Raw genomic sequence first — 19,379 nt, forward strand, 5'->3', positions numbered from 1 at the left:
CCATACGGCCGACCACCGAGTCGCTAGGGGTTCGAAATGGTTCATGGCACGCCCGGTTACCGGGGGACCCGAGTGGGAGTAACCCAAGGGTCCGCACCGCGAAATCAGAGCGATCACAGTGACGGAGAACAGTTGCCGCGTATTCGTGTTCCCTATTGGTGCGCCAAGGGACATGAGACGCGGCTTGTTTTTCTTAAGCTGCCGGACGAGCAAATTCCCAAGACCTGGGACTGCCCTAAGTGTGGGCTTCCGGCGTCCCGCGACCCGCTGCATCCAGCAGCAGCACGCCCGGACGATGAAATCTTCAAATCACACCTGGATTACGTTAAAGAAAGACGCTCCAGCCAGGACGCGGAAATCGTCCTGGCCGGAGCTCTTGAGAGGCTACGCGCCCGCGGGGTCCTTCCGGACCAACTGCTGCGGGACACGTGAGGCGGCGTTCTCGTCGATCAGCCACAGGGTCCTTGAGCGGCCCACCGGGCCGGCCGCGGGAACCTGAACGGGATTGGCGCCGGCCAAGGCAAGCCCCACAGCACCGGCCTTGTCTTCTCCAGCCACTACCATCCAGATTTCCTGGGCAGTGTTAATCGCGGGCAAGGTCAGGGAAACCCGCGACGGCGGCGGCTTGGGTGAGTTTTCAACGCCCACCACAGTACGGTCCTTGACCCGGATGGCCGCCTGTTCCGGGAACAACGAAGCAACGTGGGCATCCGGGCCGACGCCCAGCAGGAGGACGTCGAAGCGGGGCAAGGTGCCCGGTTCCTCGGGCCGGTCATCAGACATGTCGGCCGAGTGTTCTGCCTCGGCGGCCACCTTCAAGCGGTCCGCGTAGTCCGCGGCAGCTTCTTCGGCCGTTGCGAAGTCATCCGAGGAACCAGGTTCGTGGATGCGCTCAGGATCCACCGGGAGGTGCGCCAGAAGCGCCTCACGGGCCTGGCGGGTGTTCCGGTCACCGCTGTCCGCAGACACGAAGCGTTCGTCGCCCCACCAGAAGTTCACCCGCGACCAGTCCACTGCCGGAGCGGCCGCCGACTCGGCCACCGCCCGCAGGGTCCCGATACCCACTGTTCCGCCGGTGAGGACCACTGTGGCTTCGCCATGCTTGTCCTGGACATCCACAAGCTTGGTGATGAGTCGTGCCGCAATGGCGGCCATCAACACTTTGGAGTCTGGGTGGATGCTTACTCTGGGCTCAGCGTGCACTGGTCTGGACTCTCCTCTGGCTGGTAAGTGGCAGTCCCATCGTAATCACTTCTCCGAAGACTTCGTCGGGGTCGAGCCGGCGGAGTTCTTCGGCGAGGCAGTCCTTGAGGCTGCGCCGCGGCAAGGTGATGCGCTGCGCCGGCTGGCCGGGCTGGGTCAGCTCCGCTACCGACAGGCCCGGGCGGAACAGTTGCACATCGCCGCTGGCACGGGTCAGCCGCACCCGGCGGATGCCGGTCCCGGCTGGATCGGCCACGATGGTCACCGGCGCCTCAAGTGCCAACGTCAACCAGGCAGCAAGCAGCAGCGTGCTGGGGGAGTCCGAGGCACCTTCGACAGCAATCGCGGACACCGGATCACTGTCCACCTGATCGAGCACCGCTGCCAGTTGGATGCGCCAGTTGGTGAGGCGGGTCCAGGCGAGGTCGGTGTCTCCGGCTTTGTAGGTGTTGCGGATGTTGTCGAGGGCTTGGGCGGGATCGGGTTCGTTGGCGGAGTCTGTGATGCGGCGGTGGGCGATGGCTCCGATGGAGGTTTCGCAGGCACTTTCGGGGGCGCCGTGGGGCCACCAGGCCACGATCGGGGCGTCGGGGAGGAGGAGTCCGGCGACGAGGGATTCGCTTTCGTGGGCCATTTGGCCGTAGCCGCGCAGCACGATCACTTCGGACGCGCCGGCGTCACCGCCGACGCGGATTTGAGCGTCGAGCCGGTCCGGGGCCTCAGCGCCGGCGTCGGCCAGGACGATGATCCGGCAGGGGTGTTCCCTGCTGGCTTCGTTCGCGGCCTCGATCGCTTCTTCTTCCTGCCCTGATTTGGTCACGACCACCAGGGTCAGGACCCGGCCCAGGGCGATCACGCCGCCTTGCTCGCGCAGGGAGGTGATTTTCTTGGAAATTTTCGAGGTGGTGGTGTCCGGCAGATCGACAATCATGGCCTTCTCCAGGTTCGTCCGTCACGGGCAAGGAGTTCATCGGCGGCGGCCGGTCCCCAACTGCCCGGCGCGTAGGGTTGCGGTTGTTCATCCAGGGACGCCCAGTAGTCCTCGAACGGGTCCAGGATCTTCCAGGACAGTTCCACTTCCTGGTGCCGGGGGAACAGCGGCGGCTCACCCAGGAGCACGTCCAGGATCAACCGCTCGTACGCTTCCGGGGAGGACTCGGTGAAGGAGTGACCGTAACCGAAGTCCATGGTCACGTCCCTCACTTCCATCTGCGTGCCCGGGACCTTGGACCCGAACCGGATCGTGGCGCCCTCATCGGGCTGGACCCGGATCACCACCGCGTTCTGCCCGAAATCATCCTCCCCATGGTCACGGAAAAGCAGGTTCGGGGCACGTTTGAACACCACCGCGATCTCCGTCACCCGACGGCCCAGGCGCTTACCCGCGCGCAGGTAGAACGGCACCCCGGCCCAACGCCTCGTGTTGATGTCCACCCGGATCGCAGCGTACGTCTCCGTCTTCGAATCCGCGGGGATGCCGTCCTCATCCAAATACCCCTGGACTTGCTCCCCGCCCTGCCAGCCGCCGGTGAACTGACCCCGCGCGGAATGCGTGGACAAATCCTCAGGCAGCTTCACCGCGGCGAGGACCTTTTCCTTCTCCGCCCGCAAATCATCGGCGTTGAACGAGATCGGCTCTTCCATCGCCGTCAACGCCAGCAACTGCAGCAAATGGTTTTGGATCACGTCCCGGGCCGCACCCACACCGTCGTAATACCCGGCACGGCCGCCCGTGCCGATGTCCTCGGCCATGGTGATCTGCACATGGTCCACGTAGTTCGCGTTCCACAACGGCTCGAACAACTGGTTCGCGAACCGCAACGCCAGAATGTTCTGCACCGTTTCCTTGCCCAAATAATGGTCAATCCGGAACACCGCATCCGGCGGGAACACCGACTCCACAATGTCATTCAAAGCCCGGGCGGAGTCCAGGTCATGACCGAACGGCTTCTCGATCACCACCCGCCGCCACTGCCCAGGCCTGGCCTGCGCCAGGCCGTGCTTGGAGAGCTGCCGGCAGACCTGCTCAAACGCCTTGGGCGGGATCGACAGGTAGAAGCCATGGTTCCCGCGGGTGCCGCGGGTTTCATCCAGCTCCTCCAACACGTCCCCGAGGCGCTCGAAAGCGTCGTCGTCGTCGAACTCGCCCTGGACAAAGCGGATACCGGAAGCCAACTGCTCCCACACCGCCTCATCAAACTTCGTCCGGGCGTGGGCCTTCACGTTCTCTTTCACCTCAGCAGCGAAATCAGCGTTATCCCACTCACGCCGACCGAAACCCACCAACGCGAAACTCGGCGGCAACAACCCACGATTCGCCAAGTCATACACCGCCGGCATCAACTTCTTCCGGGCAAGATCACCAGTGACCCCAAAGAACACCAACGACGACGGCCCGGCAATACGACTCAAACGACGATCCCGCGGATCCCGCAACGGATTCCGCAAACCGGCAGTCTTCCTGCCGTTTTCAGTATCTGGCATGTTTGCTTTGTGCCTTAGCTTTCGAGTGCGCTGGGCTGACCGGTCAACGCAGCGATGACATCCTGGAGCTGGGCTACGCCTGCGGCACGCTCGGTGAGGTGCAGGCGCAGGACGGGGCGGCCGTGGCTTTCCAGCACCTGGGCATCACCCGAGGCCTGGGCCGCGATGAGTTCGCCGAAGGTGAAGGGCCGCTCAGGAATTTCAAGATCAAGGGAAGATGCAGCAGTAACCTGCAGGAAGACGCCGATAGCGGGGCCGCCCTTGTGGAACTGTCCAGTGGAGTGCAGGAACCGCGGTCCCCAGCCGAACGTCACCGGACGGCCGCTGGCAGCTGCGAGTTCATCGCGGATGCCCTCCAGGGGTGCGTGGCTGATGCGGTCCAGGTAGGCCTGGACGCTGAGGTAACCATCGGTGCCGAGCTGGCCGAGAAGTGCCTGCACAGCCTCCGTAACAGTTGCCGAGGAGCCGAGCCAATCGCCACCGCGGACTTCCACGGCCCCGTCGGTGAAGGCAGCAGGCGTCGGTTCGGGACGGGCGTCGAGCAGGCCACGCGCGGCAACCTTGGCTGCTTCCACATCGGGCTGGTCGAACGGGTTGATGCCCAGGAGGCGACCGGCGACGGCGGTAGCGAACTCCCAGGCGAACATCTGCGTGGCAAGGCCGCCAGCGATGGCCACCTCGTTCTCGCGAAGTTCGACGTCGTCATCCGCACCAACCAGGCGGATGACCAGTACGTCGTCGGCACCGCCCCGGGCCTCGGGGGAGTCCGGGCCAGCGACGACAGGCAGTACACCGGTGCCGAGCTTGCCGGTGGATTCGGCTATGAGCTGCTCGGCCCAATCAGCGAAACCAACAATGCCGGATCCGTCCTCGGCGATGACGATCTTGTTCCGCAGCGGGTTGGTCCCGCCCAGGGCAATGCCGAGTGACAGGCCGATGTTGTCCGAGGAGTCCTCGTTGAGGACCTCTCCGGCTTCTTCGGCTTCATCAAGGAACGCCTGGATATCCACGCCGGCCAGGCCGCACGGGACAAGCCCGAACGCCGTCAGGGCCGAGAAACGGCCACCGACGTTCGGGTCGGCGTTGAACACCGCACGGTAACCGGCTTCGCGGGACGCCTTGTCCAACGGCGAGCCCGGATCGGTCACGATGATGATCCGGCTCTTGGCGTCGATTCCGGCGTCGTTGAACGCCTTCTCGAACACCCGGCGCTGGGAATCCGTCTCAACAGTGGAACCGGACTTGGACGAAACGACGATCGCCGTTTCAGCCAGCCGGTCCGCGAGGGCAGCACTGACCTGTTCAGGATCGGTGCTGTCGAGGACAGTCAGCTCGACGCCAGCGGTGCCGGCAATGACTTCCGGAGCCAAAGACGAGCCACCCATGCCACACAGGACAATATGGGAAACGCCTTCGGCGCGGAGCGCGTCGCGCAACTCCAGGATCTGGCCCACCAACGGCTGGGAAACGGCCGGAGCCTCAACCCATCCAAGGCGGATAGCGGATTCCGACTCCGCGTCCGGACCCCACAGCGTGTGGTCCTTGGCGAAAATCCGCGTAGCGATCCTGTCTTCGACCAGGCTGTCAATGTGCTGGGCGATTGCCTGCTGAGCGGCACCGCTGGCGTCAAAGCTGATTGTGCTCATTGTTGGTTAGGAAGCCTTCCGTGCGGTAGCAAGTGCGCCTTCGACGTCGGCCAGCAGTTCCTTCCAGCTGGCCACGAACTTCTCGAGTCCTTCGGACTCAAGGAGCGCAACGACGTCGTTGTAGGAAACACCGAGGTTTTCAAGGGCGTTGAGGACGGCGTTGGCGTCTTCGTACGTGCCGCTGATGGTGTCGCCGGTGACCACACCGTGGTCGAAGGTGGCATCCAGGGTCTTCTCCGGCATGGTGTTCACCACGCCGGCGGCAACCAGTTCGGTCACGTAGAGGGTGTCCGGGTAGGCCGGGTCCTTGACGCCGGTGGAAGCCCACAGCGGACGCTGGGGGAGTGCGCCCGCTTCTGCGAGCACGTTCCAGCGTTCCGTGGAGAACAGCTCTTCGTAGACCTGGTAGGCGAGGCGTGCGTTGGCGACGCCTGCCTTGCCCTTGAGTGCCTTGGCCTCGTCCGTGCCGATGCCGTCGAGGCGCTTGTCGATCTCGGTGTCCACGCGGGAAACGAAGAACGAGGCAACGGAGTGGATCTTGGACAGGTCGTGGCCGTTCTCCTTGGCCTGCTCAAGGCCGGACTGGAAAGCATTGATGACTGCGCGGTACCGCTCCAGCGAGAAGATCAGGGTCACGTTGACGCTGATGCCTTCAGCCAAGGTGGCCGTGATGGCTTCGAGGCCTTCCAGGGTTGCCGGGATCTTGATGTGGACGTTGTCCTTGTTGACCTTGGCGTAGAGGTGCTTGGCCTCGGCGATGGTGCCCGCGGTGTCCCACGCCAGGCGCGGGTCCACCTCGATGGATACACGGCCGTCCACACCGTTGGTGGCTGCTGCGAGCGGGGCGAACAGGTCGCAAGCGTCCGCCACGTCAGTGGTGGTGATCTCGAAGATGGTTTCTTCGACGCTGGCACCTTCTGCGGCCTTGGCTGCAATGGTTGCGTCGTAGTCCGTGCCGGACGTGATGGCGGCGTGGAAGATGGACGGGTTGGTGGTCACGCCAACCACGTTCTTCTCCTCAATGAGCTTCTGCAGCGTGCCCGTCTCCAGGCGGTTGCGGGAGAGGTCGTCGAGCCAGATGGAAACGCCGGCGTCAGACAGCTGCTGCGTGGGAGTGCTGGTCATTGGTTTTCTCCTTGATGGGGTTTCAGACGTTTACTAAGAAAGGTCTGCGAGGGAGTCTTTGGCTGCGGCTGCAACGGCTTCGGCGGTGATGCCGAATTCGTTGAACAGGCGCTTGTAATCAGCGGAGGCACCGAAGTGTTCGAGGCTGATGGAGCGGCCGGCGTCGCCGACGAATTCCTGCCAGCCGAGCGCGAGGCCTGCTTCCACGGAAACGCGGGCCTTGACGTAGCCGGGGAGGACGGATTCGCGGTAGGCCTCGTCCTGCTTCTTGAACCACTCAACGCACGGCATGGAGACAACGCGGGTGGCGACGCCTTCGGCCTGGAGGGCTTCGCGGGCCTGGACGGCGAGCTGGACCTCGGAACCGGTGCCGATCAGGATGACCTGCGCGTCAACGGTTTCGCCGTCCTTGGAGGCCTCGGCCAGCACGTAGCCACCCTTTGCCACACCGGCGGTGGACGCGAAGGTGTCACCGTTCGCTGCGCCTTCGCCACGGGCGTAGGTGGGGATGTTCTGGCGGGTCAGGACAATGCCGGCCGGGTTCTCGTGGTTCTCCAGCATGGCCTTCCATGCGGCGGAGACCTCGTTGGCGTCACCGGGGCGGACCACGTCCAGGCCGGGGATGGCACGCAGCGAGGCGAGCTGCTCCACGGGCTGGTGGGTCGGGCCGTCTTCGCCCAGGCCGATCGAGTCATGCGTCCAGACGTACAGCGACGGAACGCCCATCAGCGCGCCGAGGCGGATGGCGGGGCGCTGGTAGTCGGAGAAGATCAGGAACGTACCGGAGAACGCGCGGGTGCGGCCGGCCAGGGAGATGCCGTTCACGATCGAGGCGGCGGCGTGCTCGCGGATACCGAAGTGCAGCACGCGGCCGTACGGGTTGCCCTTCCAAGCCTCGGTGGAACGCGAAGCGGGAATGAACGACGGCGAGCCCTCGATGGTGGTGTTGTTGGACTCGGCGAGGTCGGCCGAACCGCCCCAGAGTTCCGGAAGGACCGGGCCGATCGCGTTCAGGACCTTGCCGGAAGCGGCGCGGGTGGAAACATCCTTGCCGGCCTCGAACACGGGCAGGGCTGCGTCGATGCCCACGGGCAGCTTCTTGGCCTCGATGCGCTCCAGGAGGGCCGCGCCGTCCGGGTTGGACGCCTGCCATGCCTCGAACTTGCTCTGCCACGCGGCGCGTTCCTCGGAGCCGCGCTCCACGACCTTGCGGGCGTGTGCCAGGACCTCTTCGTCGACCTCGAAGGACTTGGCCGGGTCGAAACCGAGCACGGTCTTGAGCGCGGCAACTTCTTCGGAGCCCAGGGCGGAACCGTGGATCTTGCCGGTGTTCTGCTTCTTCGGGGCCGGGTAACCGATGATGGTGCGCAGCGAAATGATGGACGGCTTGGTGGTCTCAGCCTTCGCAGCCAGCAGTGCCGAGTACAGTTCCTGGACGTCTTCGACGTACTCGCCGGTCTTGGTCCAGTCCACGCGCTGGGTGTGCCAGCCGTAGGCCTCGTAACGCTTCAAGACATCCTCGGTGAACGCGATATCAGTGTCGTCTTCGATCGAGATGTGGTTCTCATCGTAGACAACAACAAGGTTGCCCAGTTCCTGGTGGCCGGCCAGCGACGAAGCCTCGGAGGTGACGCCTTCCTGCAGGTCGCCGTCGGAAGCGATGACCCAGATGGTGTGGTCGAACGGCGATTCGCCGGCGGGAGCATCGGCGTCGAACAGGCCGCGCTGGCGGCGCTGGGAGTAAGCGAAACCAACCGAGGACGCCAAGCCCTGGCCCAACGGGCCGGTGGTGATCTCCACACCCGCGGTGTGCTTGTACTCCGGGTGGCCCGGGGTCAACGAACCCCAGGTACGCAATGCCTCGAGGTCCTTCAGTTCCAGGCCGTAACCGGAAAGGAAGAGCTGGATGTAAAGGGTCAGGGACGTGTGGCCCGGGGAGAGGATGAAGCGGTCCCGGCCAATCCACTCAGGGTTCTTGGGGTCGTGGCGCATCAGCTTCTGGAACAGCAGGTACGCCGCCGGAGCCAAGCTCATGGCCGTACCAGGGTGGCCGTTGCCGACCTTCTCCACAGCATCAGCAGCCAACACCCGAACAGTGTCAACAGCCTTCTGGTCCAGATCGGTCCAGGACAGTACTTGCTCTTCCAAATGTGGCACGAAAACCGAGCCCCTCTCTGTGCTGACGGCAGGTTTTGGAAACACGGCACGCAGGAAGCTCAGGATGGCGCCCGCTGCAATGTGTCTACCAGCCGTTCACCATTGAAACGTTGATCTCTCATCCAGTCGCACGGAGAATCCGAGAATACGGTTTCCCGGACAGTCGACGTGTGCTGATCTGTTTCACAGCTTAGCCCTAAACGTGGCGTGGGACTCAGGGAATCCCACTAACTGGACAGAATTTCGCTTATATGAATCACCAAGGCGCCCTGAACACGTGAAGATTCGGAAACATTGACGTATTTTGCGGACATTGGTCCACTTCCGGCCACGGTATGATATCTGGAGGCCACCAGCGGTGTCCGGCCCCCGGTTCCACCATCAACCGGACGCTGCCGCTGCGAGAACCCCAGAACATAGAACAGAGTGACTGCCGCCGTGAGCACAACTGATACGCCCCTTAACGCCTCCCCGGCCCGGGAAGGCATCGGAATTTCCCGTAAGTTCAAGGCGTATCTGGCCCTCACCAAGCCCCGGGTCATCGAACTGCTCCTGGTCAGCACGTTGCCCACCATGATCTTCGCCCAGCGCGGCTTCCCCTCCATTGGCCTGATCCTGGCCACGCTGGTGGGCGGCGCGTTCGCCGCCGGCAGCGCGGGCGTCTTCAACTGCTACATCGACCGGGACATCGACAAACTCATGCACCGGACCGAGAAGCGTCCGCTCGTGACGGGGGAGGTTACGCCCCGCGAAGCGCTCGTGTTCGCCTGGATCCTTGGGGCCGCGTCCATTGCGATCCTGTGGTTCGGTGCCAACCCGTTGTCCGCCTGGCTTGGCCTCGGCGCAATCGTCTTTTACGTCGTCATCTACACCATGATCCTCAAGCGTCGTACTGCGCAGAACATCGTCTGGGGCGGCGCAGCGGGTTGCTTCCCTGTCCTGATCGCTTGGGCCGCCGTGACCAACACCGTTGAGTGGCCCGCGATCGTTCTGTTCATGGTGATCTTCCTCTGGACCCCGCCGCACTACTGGCCCCTTTCCATGCGCTATGGCGAGGACTACCGCAACGCCAAGGTGCCCATGCTCGGTGCCATCGCCGGCGCCAAGGTGGTCTCGGTGCAGGTTGTCCTTTACGCATGGGCCATGGTGGCCTGCTCGCTGTTGATGATCCCCGTGGGCGGCGCGGGCTGGGTCTACACCATTGCCGCGGTTGCCGCCGGCGCCTGGTTCCTCTACGAGAGCCACGCCTTGTACAAGCGGGCCCAAGGCGGCGATGTTTCCAACAAGGGCGCCATGAAGGTCTTCCACGGCTCTATCAGCTACCTCACTCTGCTGTTCATCGCCCTCGCGGTCGATCCCTTCGTGGGTGCGCCGCTGATCGGCGGCTAGGAGCCAAAGGCTCCCCCCAACGCAGAGTCCGACGCCGGCACCCGCAAGTGCCGACGTCGGACTTTCGCTATCCCCACCCCCAACGCTCTCTCACCAAACAGCCCTTTCCAACGATCCTTCTCTCACCAAACGCCGGTGTCCTGCCCAACGCTCTCGCATCTATGCGCTCCGTCAGACCGACGCTCGCTCGCTTTCGTCAGGAAAGTGAGAGAGCGTCGTCGGTCCGGGGGTGTTTTGTGAGCGAGCGTTCGCCAGACGGATGTTCTCACACTGCAAGCCCCTCACTGCTGTCGTGATCCGGCTACGAAGAAGCCCGACGCCGTCACTCACCTGAGTGACGCCGTCGGGCCTTCTGGCTGGCCGGCGAGGGCGCTGAGCCGACTTGGGCCTACTTGACCGGGCTCGCCTTCGCCAGGTCTGCCGCGTTGGTTGAGGCGCTCATCAGCAACGCCGCGCCGAGCATGTGCGCGCCAACCAGGAGGGCGGGGATGCCGTTGTAGTACTGGGTGAAGCCGATGATGGCCTGCAACACGGTGACGGCCAACATGAGGTAAGCGGCCGTGCGGAAAGGGCCAGCGATCTTATGCCGGAACACCACGTAGACGGCGAAGAGCGAGCCTGCCGTGATCAGGTAGGCCGGAACGGCGTGGATGTGCGAGAAGAGGTCCCAGTCGAGGTCGTTCCTGGGTGCGTCGGCGTCGCCTGCATGCGGGCCGGCGCCCGTCACGACTACTCCGAGCATCACAGCAATGGCCGAGAATACGGCCACTGCGAGCATCGCGGGGCGCATAACGGCCGGGAGCGGAACCAGGGTGCGGTTCATGAACCGTCCGGTGCGCCCGTGGGCCCGGTTGACCAGGAGTGTTGCAAAGACCACCAGGGCCATGGACACCAGGAAGTGCAAGCCCACTACCCAGGGATTCAGGCCGGAAAGAACCGTGATGCCGCCGATGACGGCCTGCGCGGGAATGCTGGCCAGGAGGCCGAGGGCCAGGAGGAAGAGGTCACGGCGTTCCTTGCGGAGGTTCCACAAGTAGACCAGCATGAGGGCGGCCACGGCGGCGAGGGCGAATGTCAGGAGGCGGTTGCCAAACTCGATGAATCCGTGGATGCCCATTTCCGGAGTGTTGACGAGGGAGTCCGAGGTGCATCGCGGCCAGGTGGGGCAGCCAAGGCCGGAGGCCGTCAGGCGAACGGCGCCGCCGGTCACAACCAATACTGTTTGGCCGATCAGTGACAGGACGGCCAGGCGCCGGATGGTCCGGTTCACCTCGGTGGGGAGTTTGGATGTGAACCGCTGAACGGTTTTGGGAAGGCGTGATGCCGTGCTCACAGGTTTCTCGTTTCTCAGTTCTCGTTCGGTGGTCAGTTCCACTTGAACCAGCGGATGGCCGCGGCGCCCGCAATCAGTGTCCACAGCAGCAGGACCAAGGCGGCCGGCCAGGCGATGGCTCCGTGCAGGAACGCCTCGCGCAGCGCCTGTCCGAGGGTGCCGGATGGGAGGAAGTGCACTATGTTCTGGGCCAGCGCCGGGAGTCTCTCGGCTGGAACAACAATCCCACCCAGGGCGCCGAGCAGGATCCACAGGAGGTTGGTAATGGCCAACGTGGCTTCCGGGCGCACCGTACCCGCAACCAGCAGCCCCAGCGCGGTGAACGCTGCAGCTCCGAGGACCAACAAAGCCAGCCCGGGCAGCCAGCCTGCCGGTGCGGGGTGCCACCCCAGCAAGCCGGCAACAATGGTGACCACCACTACCTGCAGGAACAACACCACCAACACAGCCAGGATCTTTCCCGCGATCAGGCCACCCCGGCCCAACGGGGTGGTGGACAGGAAGCGCAGAACGCCATAGCGGCGGTCGAATCCTGTGGCGATGCCTTGGCCTGTGAAAGCCGTGGACATGGCGCAGAGTGCCAGGATGCCCGGCGTCGCGATGTCCACACGGGAGCCGCCAAGTCCGTCCAGCAAGGGAGTAACCGACAGACCTACCAAGGCCATGAGCGGCAACACGATGGCCAGGATGAGTTGCTCACCGTTGCGGAGCATGGTGATGGTCTCGTACTTGCCCTGCTGGACGATGCGGCGGGACAGGGAGGCCGGACCTGCGTTGGGTGCCAGTAGCTTGCTCATCGAAGGTCCCTTCCGGAAATGTCCAGGAATACGTCCTCCAGGCTGCGTGCTTCAAGGCGGAGGGATGCCGGCATGATGTTTCGTTCTGCCCACCACGCGGTCAGGGCTGCCAGGTCCGCCGGAGTCAGGGCGCCGCTGACCGAATAGCTTCCGGACCTCGTTTCCGTGACCTGGAGGCCGATCCGGAGAACTGCACTGAAGTCCATTCCGGCCGGTCCGTCAAAGAAGAGGGTTCTGTCCGCGATGTCGGTCGAATGGTCGTGTGCCAACAGCTCGGCGACTGTTCCTTCGGCGACGTTGTGCCCGCCGTCGATGATATAGACGTAATCGGCGAGCCGCTCGGCGTCGTCCATCAGGTGGGTGGTGAGCACGATGCCCATCCCGGCGTCGCGGAGTTCGGCGATAAGGTCGAAAACGATCTGGCGCGATTGCGGGTCCAGGCCCGCGCTCGGCTCATCCAGGAAGAGGATGTCCGGGTTGCCTACCAGGGCGGCGGCCAGGGCCAGCCGCTGTTTTTGTCCTCCGGACAGGCGGCGGACGTTGGTCCTGCTGAACTGGTTGATGCCGAGCCGCTCCACCAGGAGGTCAAGGTCCATGGGGTTCGCATACATGCCCGCCACATGGCGCAGCAAGGGAAGGGGACGGGCCGACGGCGGGAGGCCGCCGTCCTGGAGCATCACACCAACGCGTGAGCGCAGTTCCGCGCCTGCGCTGTCCGGGTCCTCGCCGAGGAGCGAGATGGTGCCCCCTGTCCGTTTCTGCAGACCTTGGGCGCACTCCAGGGTGGTGGTCTTGCCGGCACCGTTCGCGCCAAGGAGGGCGGTGATTTGCCCGCGCTCCGCTACCAGGGAAAGGCCACTCACAACCCTGAGCATTTTGCCGTCAAGGGAGGCCAGGGGGCCAACATCCTTGATGAGTCCGTCTATGGTGAGGACAGGGGAGTCGGTGGATCGCACCAAAGTATTCTACGCGAAGTAGTACGGTCACATGCGGCGGGTAAGGCAAGGTCAGTCTTGCCTTACTGGAGGCCGGAATGAAATTACGACATGATTGTGTTGTGTATTCCATGAGCACTCCAGTTTCCATGCCCTCGAAGCGGCATGCTGCGGCGGACGGGCCCCTTGCGCCCGTGCTTTCGCTGCCGGATGCTGAAGACCGTACGCGCGACCGCGTCCTTGCCGCCGTCCTGGAAAACGGACCTGTCAGCGCCGCAGAACTCGGTGACCTGCTTGGATTCACCCCTGCGGCCGTACGCCGGCACTTGGACCACCTCGAACGGAACGGCGTCATCGAAGTCAAGCGCGTCGCAAAGGCCGGAGCCGGTGCAGGCCGTCCGGCACGGCGGTACGTCCTCAGTTCACAAGGCCAGTCCAAGCTGGGCGACGACTACCTGAACATCGCAACCTCTGCACTGCGCCGCCTGCAGGATATCGCGGGAGAAGACGCGGTACGAGATTATGCGGAAGAACGGTTCGCCGAGCTGGAACGCCGTTATGCGCCCGAGGTGGCTGCTGCCGGTGAGGACATAGGAGCCCGCGCAGTGGCTTTGTCCAAGGCACTGAGCCGGGACGGCTACGTAGCCTCCGCCCACTCCATCGAGGCCAAGGCTCCCTTGCCCGCCGAATTCTCCAGTGTCCAACTGTGCCAGGGGCATTGCCCCATCCAGCAGCTCGCGGCCGAATTTCCCGTGTTCTGCGACACCGAAACCAAGGTGTTCTCCCGTTTGGTGGGCGTCGATGTCCGGCGCTTGTCCACGTTGGCGCAAGGCGGTCACGTCTGCACCACACACATACCTACCGGGCGACCGGCTGCCACGGTGCTCCCCGGCATCGCAGAGCAGACCGCAAGCCTGTCCCAGGAATCAAACAACCAGCAAGAAAGGCCGTGATGACGGGTCAATTAGCTGAAGGAACAGCAGAGAAGGCGGTAGCTGACGGCACTGTGATCTCGGAGATTCTGGAAAAGAATCCCGAGCTGCACGGAATCGGCAACTACGAGTACGGCTGGGCCGACAAGAACGACGTCGGCGCAAACGCCCGCCGTGGCCTCGACGAGGAGGTTGTCCGTGACATCTCCGACAAGAAGAGCGAGCCGGAATGGATGCTCGATCTCCGCCTCAAGGGCCTGAAGTATTTCGACCGCAAGCCCATGCCCACCTGGGGTGCAGACCTCTCGGGCATCGACTTCGACAACATCAAGTACTTCGTGCGCTCCACCGAGAAACAGGCAGCGACGTGGGAAGACCTTCCCGAGGACATCCGGAACACCTACGAAAAGCTGGGTATCCCGGAAGCTGAGCGCAGCCGTCTCGTCTCGGGTGTTGCTGCCCAGTACGAGTCCGAGGTCGTCTACCACCAGATCCGCGAGGACCTTGAAGCCCAGGGCGTAATCTTCCTGGACACCGATACCGCGTTGAAGGAACACCCGGAGATCTTCCAGGAGTACTTCGGCACCGTGATCCCCGTGGGTGACAACAAGTTCGCCTCGCTGAACACGGCGGTCTGGTCCGGTGGCTCGTTCGTGTACGTTCCCAAGGGCGTCCACGTGGACATTCCCCTGCAGGCCTACTTCCGTATCAACACGGAGAACATGGGTCAGTTCGAGCGCACGCTGATCATTGCCGACGAAGACTCGTATGTGCACTACATCGAAGGCTGCACGGCTCCGATCTACACCTCGGATTCCCTGCACTCTGCAGTTGTGGAAATCATCGTGAAGAAGGGCGCACGCGTCCGCTACACCACCATCCAAAACTGGTCCAACAACGTGTACAACCTGGTCACCAAGCGCGCCATCTGCGAAGAAGGCGCAACCATGGAATGGGTAGATGGCAACATCGGATCCAAGGTGACCATGAAGTACCCGGCCGTCTACCTTGTGGGCGAACACGCCAAGGGTGAGACGCTCTCCATCGCTTTTGCCGGCGAGGGCCAGCACCAGGACACCGGTTCCAAGATGGTGCACATCGCTCCGAACACCAAGAGCTCCATCATTTCCAAGTCGGTGGCCCGTGGTGGCGGCCGTGCTGCCTACCGTGGCCTGGTCCAGGTCCGCGAAGGTGCCAAGCACTCGGCCAACACCGTCCGTTGTGACGCGCTCCTGGTGGACACGATTTCGCGTTCGGACACCTACCCGTACATCGACATCCGCGAGGACGACGTCGTACTGGGCCACGAGGCTACCGTTTCCCGCGTCAGCGAAGAGCAGCTCTTCTATCTGATGTCCCGCGGCATGCCGGAGGACGAGGCCATGGCCATGATCGTGCGCGGCTTCATCGAGCCGATCGCCCGTGAACTGCCCATGGAATACGCCCTCGAGCTCAACCGCTTGATTGAACTTCAGATGGAAGGATCCGTCGGTTAACAATGACTGATATCACTACTGAAAAGGCACGCATCGGCGCGCCCTCAGCACAGCCCTTTATCGACGGCTTCACCGAAGAAGGCGAGAACCTCTCGCCGATCAACGCCGGCTCGACGACGGAACAGCCTTCTGCGGGACCCGTCGCCGGTGCATCGGCGAAGGGCCACTCGCACGGCGGCGGCGTCGGCGTCCCGGACAGCTCACGCGCAGGACGCTTGACGTCCTACAACGTGGAAGACTTCAAGGCACTGACGGGCCTCGAAGAGGACTGGCGGTTCACGCCGCTGCGCCGCCTCCGCGGACTGCACAGCGAAGCCCTGACCGGTGCTGCTCCGGCCGTGTCCGTCAACGCCCCCGCCGGCGTGACGGTTGAGACCGTGGGTCGGGAAGACCAGCGCATTGGCCAGGCAGGCATTCCCGAGGACCGCGTCTCCGCGAACGCCTGGGCCAACTTCAAGGAAGCCACCGTCATCACGGTTCCCTCGGAGACCTCCCTCGAATCGGAGATCAGTGTCACCCTCGCGGGTTCCGGCACGGATGCCGCCGCCCAGCACGTGGTAGTGGTTGCGGAGAAGTTCTCCAAGGCCGTCCTGGTCCTGGGCCACGAAGGCACCGCCGTCGTGTCCGAGAACGTGGAGATCATCCTCGAAGACGGCGCAGAACTCACCGTCGTTTCGCTGCAGGAATGGAACGACGATTCCGTTCACGCTTCCTCGCAGCAGGCAAAGATCGGCCGTGACGCCAAGTTCAAGCACATCGTCGTCAGCCTCGGTGGCGACCTCGTCCGCGTCACGCCGACGGCCCGCTTCGCAGCCCCCGGCGGCGAAGTGGAACTCTTCGGCCTGTACTTCGCCGACGCCGGCCAGCACCTTGAACACCGCACGTACGTTGACCACGGGCAGCCCAACTGCGTCTCCAACGTGCTGTACAAGGGCGCGCTGCAGGGCAAGGGTGCGCACACCGTATGGGTGGGCGATGTCCTGATCCAGAAGAACGCCGAAGGCACCGACAGCTACGAGAAGAACCAGAACCTGGTGCTGACCGATGGCTGCCGTGCGGACTCCGTGCCGAACCTCGAAATCGAGACGGGCCTCATCGAAGGCGCGGGCCACGCCAGCGCCACGGGCCGTTTCGACGACGAGCACCTCTTCTACCTGATGGCGCGCGGTATTCCGGAAGACGTTGCCCGCAGGCTCGTGGTCCGTGGCTTCCTCAACGAGATCATCCAGAAGATCAAGGTTCCGGCCATCGAGGACCGGCTGACCGAAGCCGTTGAGCGCGAGCTCGCTGCAACCGACAACTAACGTCTACCGACAACCAGGACAGGCCAACAGGACAACCATGAGTGATCACATCAAGGGCGAACTGGTGTGCAACGCCAACGACATCAAGGTCAAGCAGGCGTTGCGCGTCCTGATCGACGACTACCCCGTAGCCATCGTGAAGGACTCGATGGGCGAAATCCACGCCGTCGGAGACACCTGCTCGCACGCTGACATCTCGTTGTCCGAAGGAGAAATCGAAGGCTGCGCGATCGAATGCTGGGGCCATGGTTCCCAGTTCGATCTGCGCAGCGGCCAGCCCCTGCAGTTGCCGGCCTACGACCCCGTCCCGGTTTTCGCCGTCACCATCGATGGCGACGATGTCTACGTGGACGTGACCAACGTTGTGAACGGCGCTCCCGTAAACAACTACTGAGCGCCCAGTACCGCCAGACTTACGAACGGAAAGAAAGAAGAGCATGTCTACTCTTGAGATCAAGGACCTGCACGTCAGCATCGAGACGGAGCAGGGCACCAAGGAGATCCTGAAGGGCGTCAGCCTGACCATCAGGACCGGCGAAACCCACGCCATCATGGGTCCCAACGGCTCCGGCAAGTCCACCCTTGCTTCCACCATCGCCGGCCACCCGCGCTACACGGTGACCAGCGGCAGCATCACCCTGGACGGCGAAGACGTCCTGGAGATGAGCGTCGACGAGCGCGCCCGTGCAGGCGTCTTCCTCGCCATGCAGTACCCCGTGGAGGTTCCGGGTGTCACCATGACCAACTTCCTGCGCACTGCCAAGACCGCCATCGACGGTGAAGCACCTGCCCTCCGCACGTGGACCAAGGACGTCAAGGCAGCCATGCAACAGCTGCGCATCGACGCCGACTTCGCCCAACGCAACGTCAACGAAGGCTTCTCCGGCGGCGAGAAGAAGCGCGTCGAGATCCTTCAGCTCGAGCTCTTCAAGCCCAAGTTCGCCGTGCTCGACGAAACCGACTCCGGCCTGGACGTCGACGCCCTCAAGGTCGTTTCCGAAGGCGTCAACCGGGCACACGCCCAGGGCAACATGGGCACGCTGCTCATTACGCACTACACCCGTATCCTCCGCTACATCAAGCCGGACTTCGTGCACGTCTTCGTTGACGGCAAGGTGGTCGAAGAAGGCGGCCCCGAGCTCGCCGACCGCCTCGAAGAAGAAGGCTACGACCGCTACGCCACCGGCGCCGGCGTCGCTGTTGCTCCTGCCGCACAGGCCTAGTTAGGATCACCTTATGACCGAAATCAACGCTGCGCGCACCAGCCTCGAAGATGTCGAGGAAGCGCTCAAGGACGTCATCGACCCCGAGTTGGGGGTCAACGTCGTTGACTTGGGCCTGCTTTACGGCCTGAAGTACTCGGACGACGACGGCGCCCTTCTGATCGACATGACACTCACCACGGCGGCTTGCCCGCTGACGGACGTGTTGGAAGAGCAGGTTGGCAAGTCTTTGGACGGCATCGTCGATGACTGGCGCCTGAACTGGGTATGGATGCCGCCATGGGGTCCCGAGCGGATCACCGACGACGGCAAGGACCAGATGCGGGCCCTCGGCTTCAACATCTGATTAGCAGGCTGCCCCGCGGTGTGCGGGCAAAAAGAAATGGTTCCGGGCTATTTATGCCCGGAACCATTTCCGCTTAAGCGGCCGACTACGGATTGGCGACACCGAAGGTGTCGCACTTGTTGATGTCGCCCGTTGAGTATCCCTGCGAGAACCACTTCTGCCGCTGTTCGCTGGAGCCATGGGTCCAGGATTCCGGTGAGACCCTCCCGGTGGCCGCTTTCTGGATGCGGTCGTCGCCCACGGCAGATGCCGCAGACAAAGCATCCTGCAGGTCCTGCTGGGTGATCGGGTCCAGGAACGGTTTCCCAGTGGCCGGGTCGGCCTGGGTGGAGGCATACCGCACCCACAGGCCGGCGTAGCAATCGGCCTGGAGTTCCACCCGCACTCCGCCGGACTGGGGGCCCTGCGGATCCTGCTGTGCCCGGTCGAGGTTGCCGAGGATGTTCTGGATGTGGTGCCCGAATTCGTGCGCCACCACGTACTCCTGCGCCAAGGGACCTCCGGAGGATCCGAAGCGCGTGACGAGTTCGTCGAAGAATCCTGGGTCGAAGTAGGCCTTGACGTCTGCCGGGCAATAGAACGGCCCTACCTCAGTGGTTGCCTGTCCGCATCCCGTGGATGTCACCTGGTCGAAAATGACGGTCCCGGGCCGTGAGTACTTGACGTTGTAGTCCGCCAGGTAGTCCGGCCAGAAGGCGTTGAGGCTGTTGACTGTGCCCGTGATGCGGCAGTCAAGGCGTTTGTCGGCGTCTGCCCCGGTCTGGCATTCCTGGACGCCGCCTGTTCCAGTTCCGCTTTCGACGGCGGGCGGCTGGCCGCCACCGGTGATGTCACCGAGGATGTTGGGATTCACTCCCAAGAGCACGAGCAGGAGGGCCACAATACCGCCCCCGATTCCGCCTCCGATCTTGGTTCCGCGTCCTATGCCGCTGCCGCGTCTGTCTTCAACCTGTGAGGGGTCAAGCTGTGCGCCGTCATTGAAACTCATAGAGCCAGAATAGACGTCACC

General features: G+C 63.6%; 18 protein-coding genes. 8 read left to right on the forward strand and 10 right to left on the reverse strand.

Annotated elements, in window-relative coordinates; translation table 11 throughout:
* Positions 1–36 precede the first annotated feature (36 nt).
* Positions 37–432, forward strand: a complete 396-nt coding sequence (locus ACIPV6_RS02715) for an RNA polymerase-binding protein RbpA (protein WP_400269412.1) — start codon at positions 37–39, stop codon at positions 430–432.
* Here the strand turns inward: ACIPV6_RS02715 and pgl are convergent.
* From pgl to tkt, 6 genes are read right to left on the reverse strand one after another with little or no spacing between them, the layout of a single operon-like run.
* Positions 385–1,203, reverse strand: coding sequence for a 6-phosphogluconolactonase (gene pgl, locus ACIPV6_RS02720; protein WP_400269413.1), 819 nt, complete (start codon positions 1,201–1,203; stop codon positions 385–387). The two genes, ACIPV6_RS02715 and pgl, sit on opposite strands and share 48 nt — an antisense overlap.
* Positions 1,193–2,134, reverse strand: a complete 942-nt coding sequence (locus ACIPV6_RS02725; RefSeq protein WP_400269414.1) for a glucose-6-phosphate dehydrogenase assembly protein OpcA — start codon at positions 2,132–2,134, stop codon at positions 1,193–1,195. Before ACIPV6_RS02725 ends, pgl begins: the two co-directional genes overlap by 11 nt.
* Positions 2,131–3,687: a glucose-6-phosphate dehydrogenase gene (gene zwf, locus ACIPV6_RS02730; protein WP_400269415.1), complete on the reverse strand. Its 1,557-nt coding sequence runs from the start codon at positions 3,685–3,687 to the stop codon at positions 2,131–2,133. Before zwf ends, ACIPV6_RS02725 begins: the two co-directional genes overlap by 4 nt.
* Before the next feature lie 14 nt (positions 3,688–3,701).
* Positions 3,702–5,333 carry a glucose-6-phosphate isomerase gene (locus tag ACIPV6_RS02735; RefSeq protein ID WP_400269416.1) on the reverse strand — a complete coding sequence of 544 codons (1,632 nt, stop codon included), beginning with the start codon at positions 5,331–5,333 and terminating at the stop codon, positions 3,702–3,704.
* Positions 5,334–5,339: 6 nt separating this feature from the next.
* Positions 5,340–6,458, reverse strand: coding sequence for a transaldolase (gene tal / locus ACIPV6_RS02740; RefSeq protein WP_400269417.1), 1,119 nt, complete (start codon positions 6,456–6,458; stop codon positions 5,340–5,342).
* A 33-nt stretch (positions 6,459–6,491) separates the two neighbouring features.
* Positions 6,492–8,606 (reverse strand): transketolase, encoded by a 2,115-nt coding sequence (gene tkt, locus ACIPV6_RS02745; RefSeq protein WP_400269520.1) that lies wholly within the window; start codon positions 8,604–8,606, stop codon positions 6,492–6,494.
* A gap of 435 nt (positions 8,607–9,041) precedes the next feature.
* Between tkt and ACIPV6_RS02750 the strand changes: the two genes are divergently transcribed.
* Entirely contained in the window at positions 9,042–10,004 is a 963-nt protein-coding gene (locus tag ACIPV6_RS02750) for a heme o synthase (protein ID WP_400269418.1), read from the forward strand.
* 388 nt (positions 10,005–10,392) lie between these two features.
* Here the strand turns inward: ACIPV6_RS02750 and ACIPV6_RS02755 are convergent, their stop codons facing one another.
* Genes ACIPV6_RS02755 through ACIPV6_RS02765 form a run of 3 tightly spaced genes read right to left on the reverse strand, consistent with a single transcriptional unit; the run spans position 10,393 to position 13,090 of the window.
* Entirely contained in the window at positions 10,393–11,337 is a 945-nt protein-coding gene (locus ACIPV6_RS02755) for a heme A synthase (RefSeq protein WP_400269419.1), read from the reverse strand.
* 32 nt (positions 11,338–11,369) lie between these two features.
* Complete coding sequence (locus ACIPV6_RS02760) at positions 11,370–12,134, reverse strand: ABC transporter permease (protein WP_400269420.1); 765 nt, start codon at positions 12,132–12,134, stop codon at positions 11,370–11,372.
* Complete coding sequence (locus ACIPV6_RS02765) at positions 12,131–13,090, reverse strand: ABC transporter ATP-binding protein (RefSeq protein WP_400269421.1); 960 nt, start codon at positions 13,088–13,090, stop codon at positions 12,131–12,133. The genes ACIPV6_RS02760 and ACIPV6_RS02765 overlap by 4 nt, the downstream gene beginning before the upstream one ends.
* Before the next feature lie 110 nt (positions 13,091–13,200).
* Here ACIPV6_RS02765 and ACIPV6_RS02770 point away from each other — a divergent pair, with 110 nt between their 5' ends.
* The 6 genes from ACIPV6_RS02770 to ACIPV6_RS02795 are packed head-to-tail and all read left to right on the forward strand — an operon-like array spanning position 13,201 to position 18,370.
* Entirely contained in the window at positions 13,201–14,022 is an 822-nt protein-coding gene (locus tag ACIPV6_RS02770; protein WP_400269422.1) for a helix-turn-helix transcriptional regulator, read from the forward strand.
* Positions 14,022–15,497, forward strand: coding sequence for a Fe-S cluster assembly protein SufB (gene sufB / locus ACIPV6_RS02775; protein ID WP_144658782.1), 1,476 nt, complete (start codon positions 14,022–14,024; stop codon positions 15,495–15,497). The genes ACIPV6_RS02770 and sufB overlap by 1 nt, the downstream gene beginning before the upstream one ends.
* 2 nt (positions 15,498–15,499) lie before the next feature.
* The gene (gene sufD / locus ACIPV6_RS02780; protein WP_400269423.1) at positions 15,500–16,801 is read left to right on the forward strand and encodes a Fe-S cluster assembly protein SufD; all 1,302 of its coding nucleotides are present in this window, start codon (positions 15,500–15,502) and stop codon (positions 16,799–16,801) included.
* A gap of 37 nt (positions 16,802–16,838) precedes the next feature.
* Positions 16,839–17,195, forward strand: a complete 357-nt coding sequence (locus ACIPV6_RS02785) for a non-heme iron oxygenase ferredoxin subunit (RefSeq protein WP_387438439.1) — start codon at positions 16,839–16,841, stop codon at positions 17,193–17,195.
* Between the two features lie 43 nt (positions 17,196–17,238).
* Positions 17,239–18,024 (forward strand): Fe-S cluster assembly ATPase SufC, encoded by a 786-nt coding sequence (sufC, locus tag ACIPV6_RS02790; protein ID WP_400269424.1) that lies wholly within the window; start codon positions 17,239–17,241, stop codon positions 18,022–18,024.
* A 13-nt stretch (positions 18,025–18,037) separates the two neighbouring features.
* Positions 18,038–18,370: a metal-sulfur cluster assembly factor gene (locus tag ACIPV6_RS02795; protein ID WP_144658786.1), complete on the forward strand. Its 333-nt coding sequence runs from the start codon at positions 18,038–18,040 to the stop codon at positions 18,368–18,370.
* 85 nt (positions 18,371–18,455) lie between these two features.
* Here the strand turns inward: ACIPV6_RS02795 and ACIPV6_RS02800 are convergent, their stop codons facing one another.
* The gene (locus tag ACIPV6_RS02800) at positions 18,456–19,358 is read right to left on the reverse strand and encodes a neutral zinc metallopeptidase (RefSeq protein ID WP_400269425.1); all 903 of its coding nucleotides are present in this window, start codon (positions 19,356–19,358) and stop codon (positions 18,456–18,458) included.
* Between the last annotated feature and the right edge of the window lie 21 nt (positions 19,359–19,379).

The organism is Paenarthrobacter sp. NPDC089988 (genome assembly GCF_044748465.1).
In the GTDB taxonomy this organism is placed as follows: Bacteria; Actinomycetota; Actinomycetes; order Actinomycetales; family Micrococcaceae; genus Arthrobacter.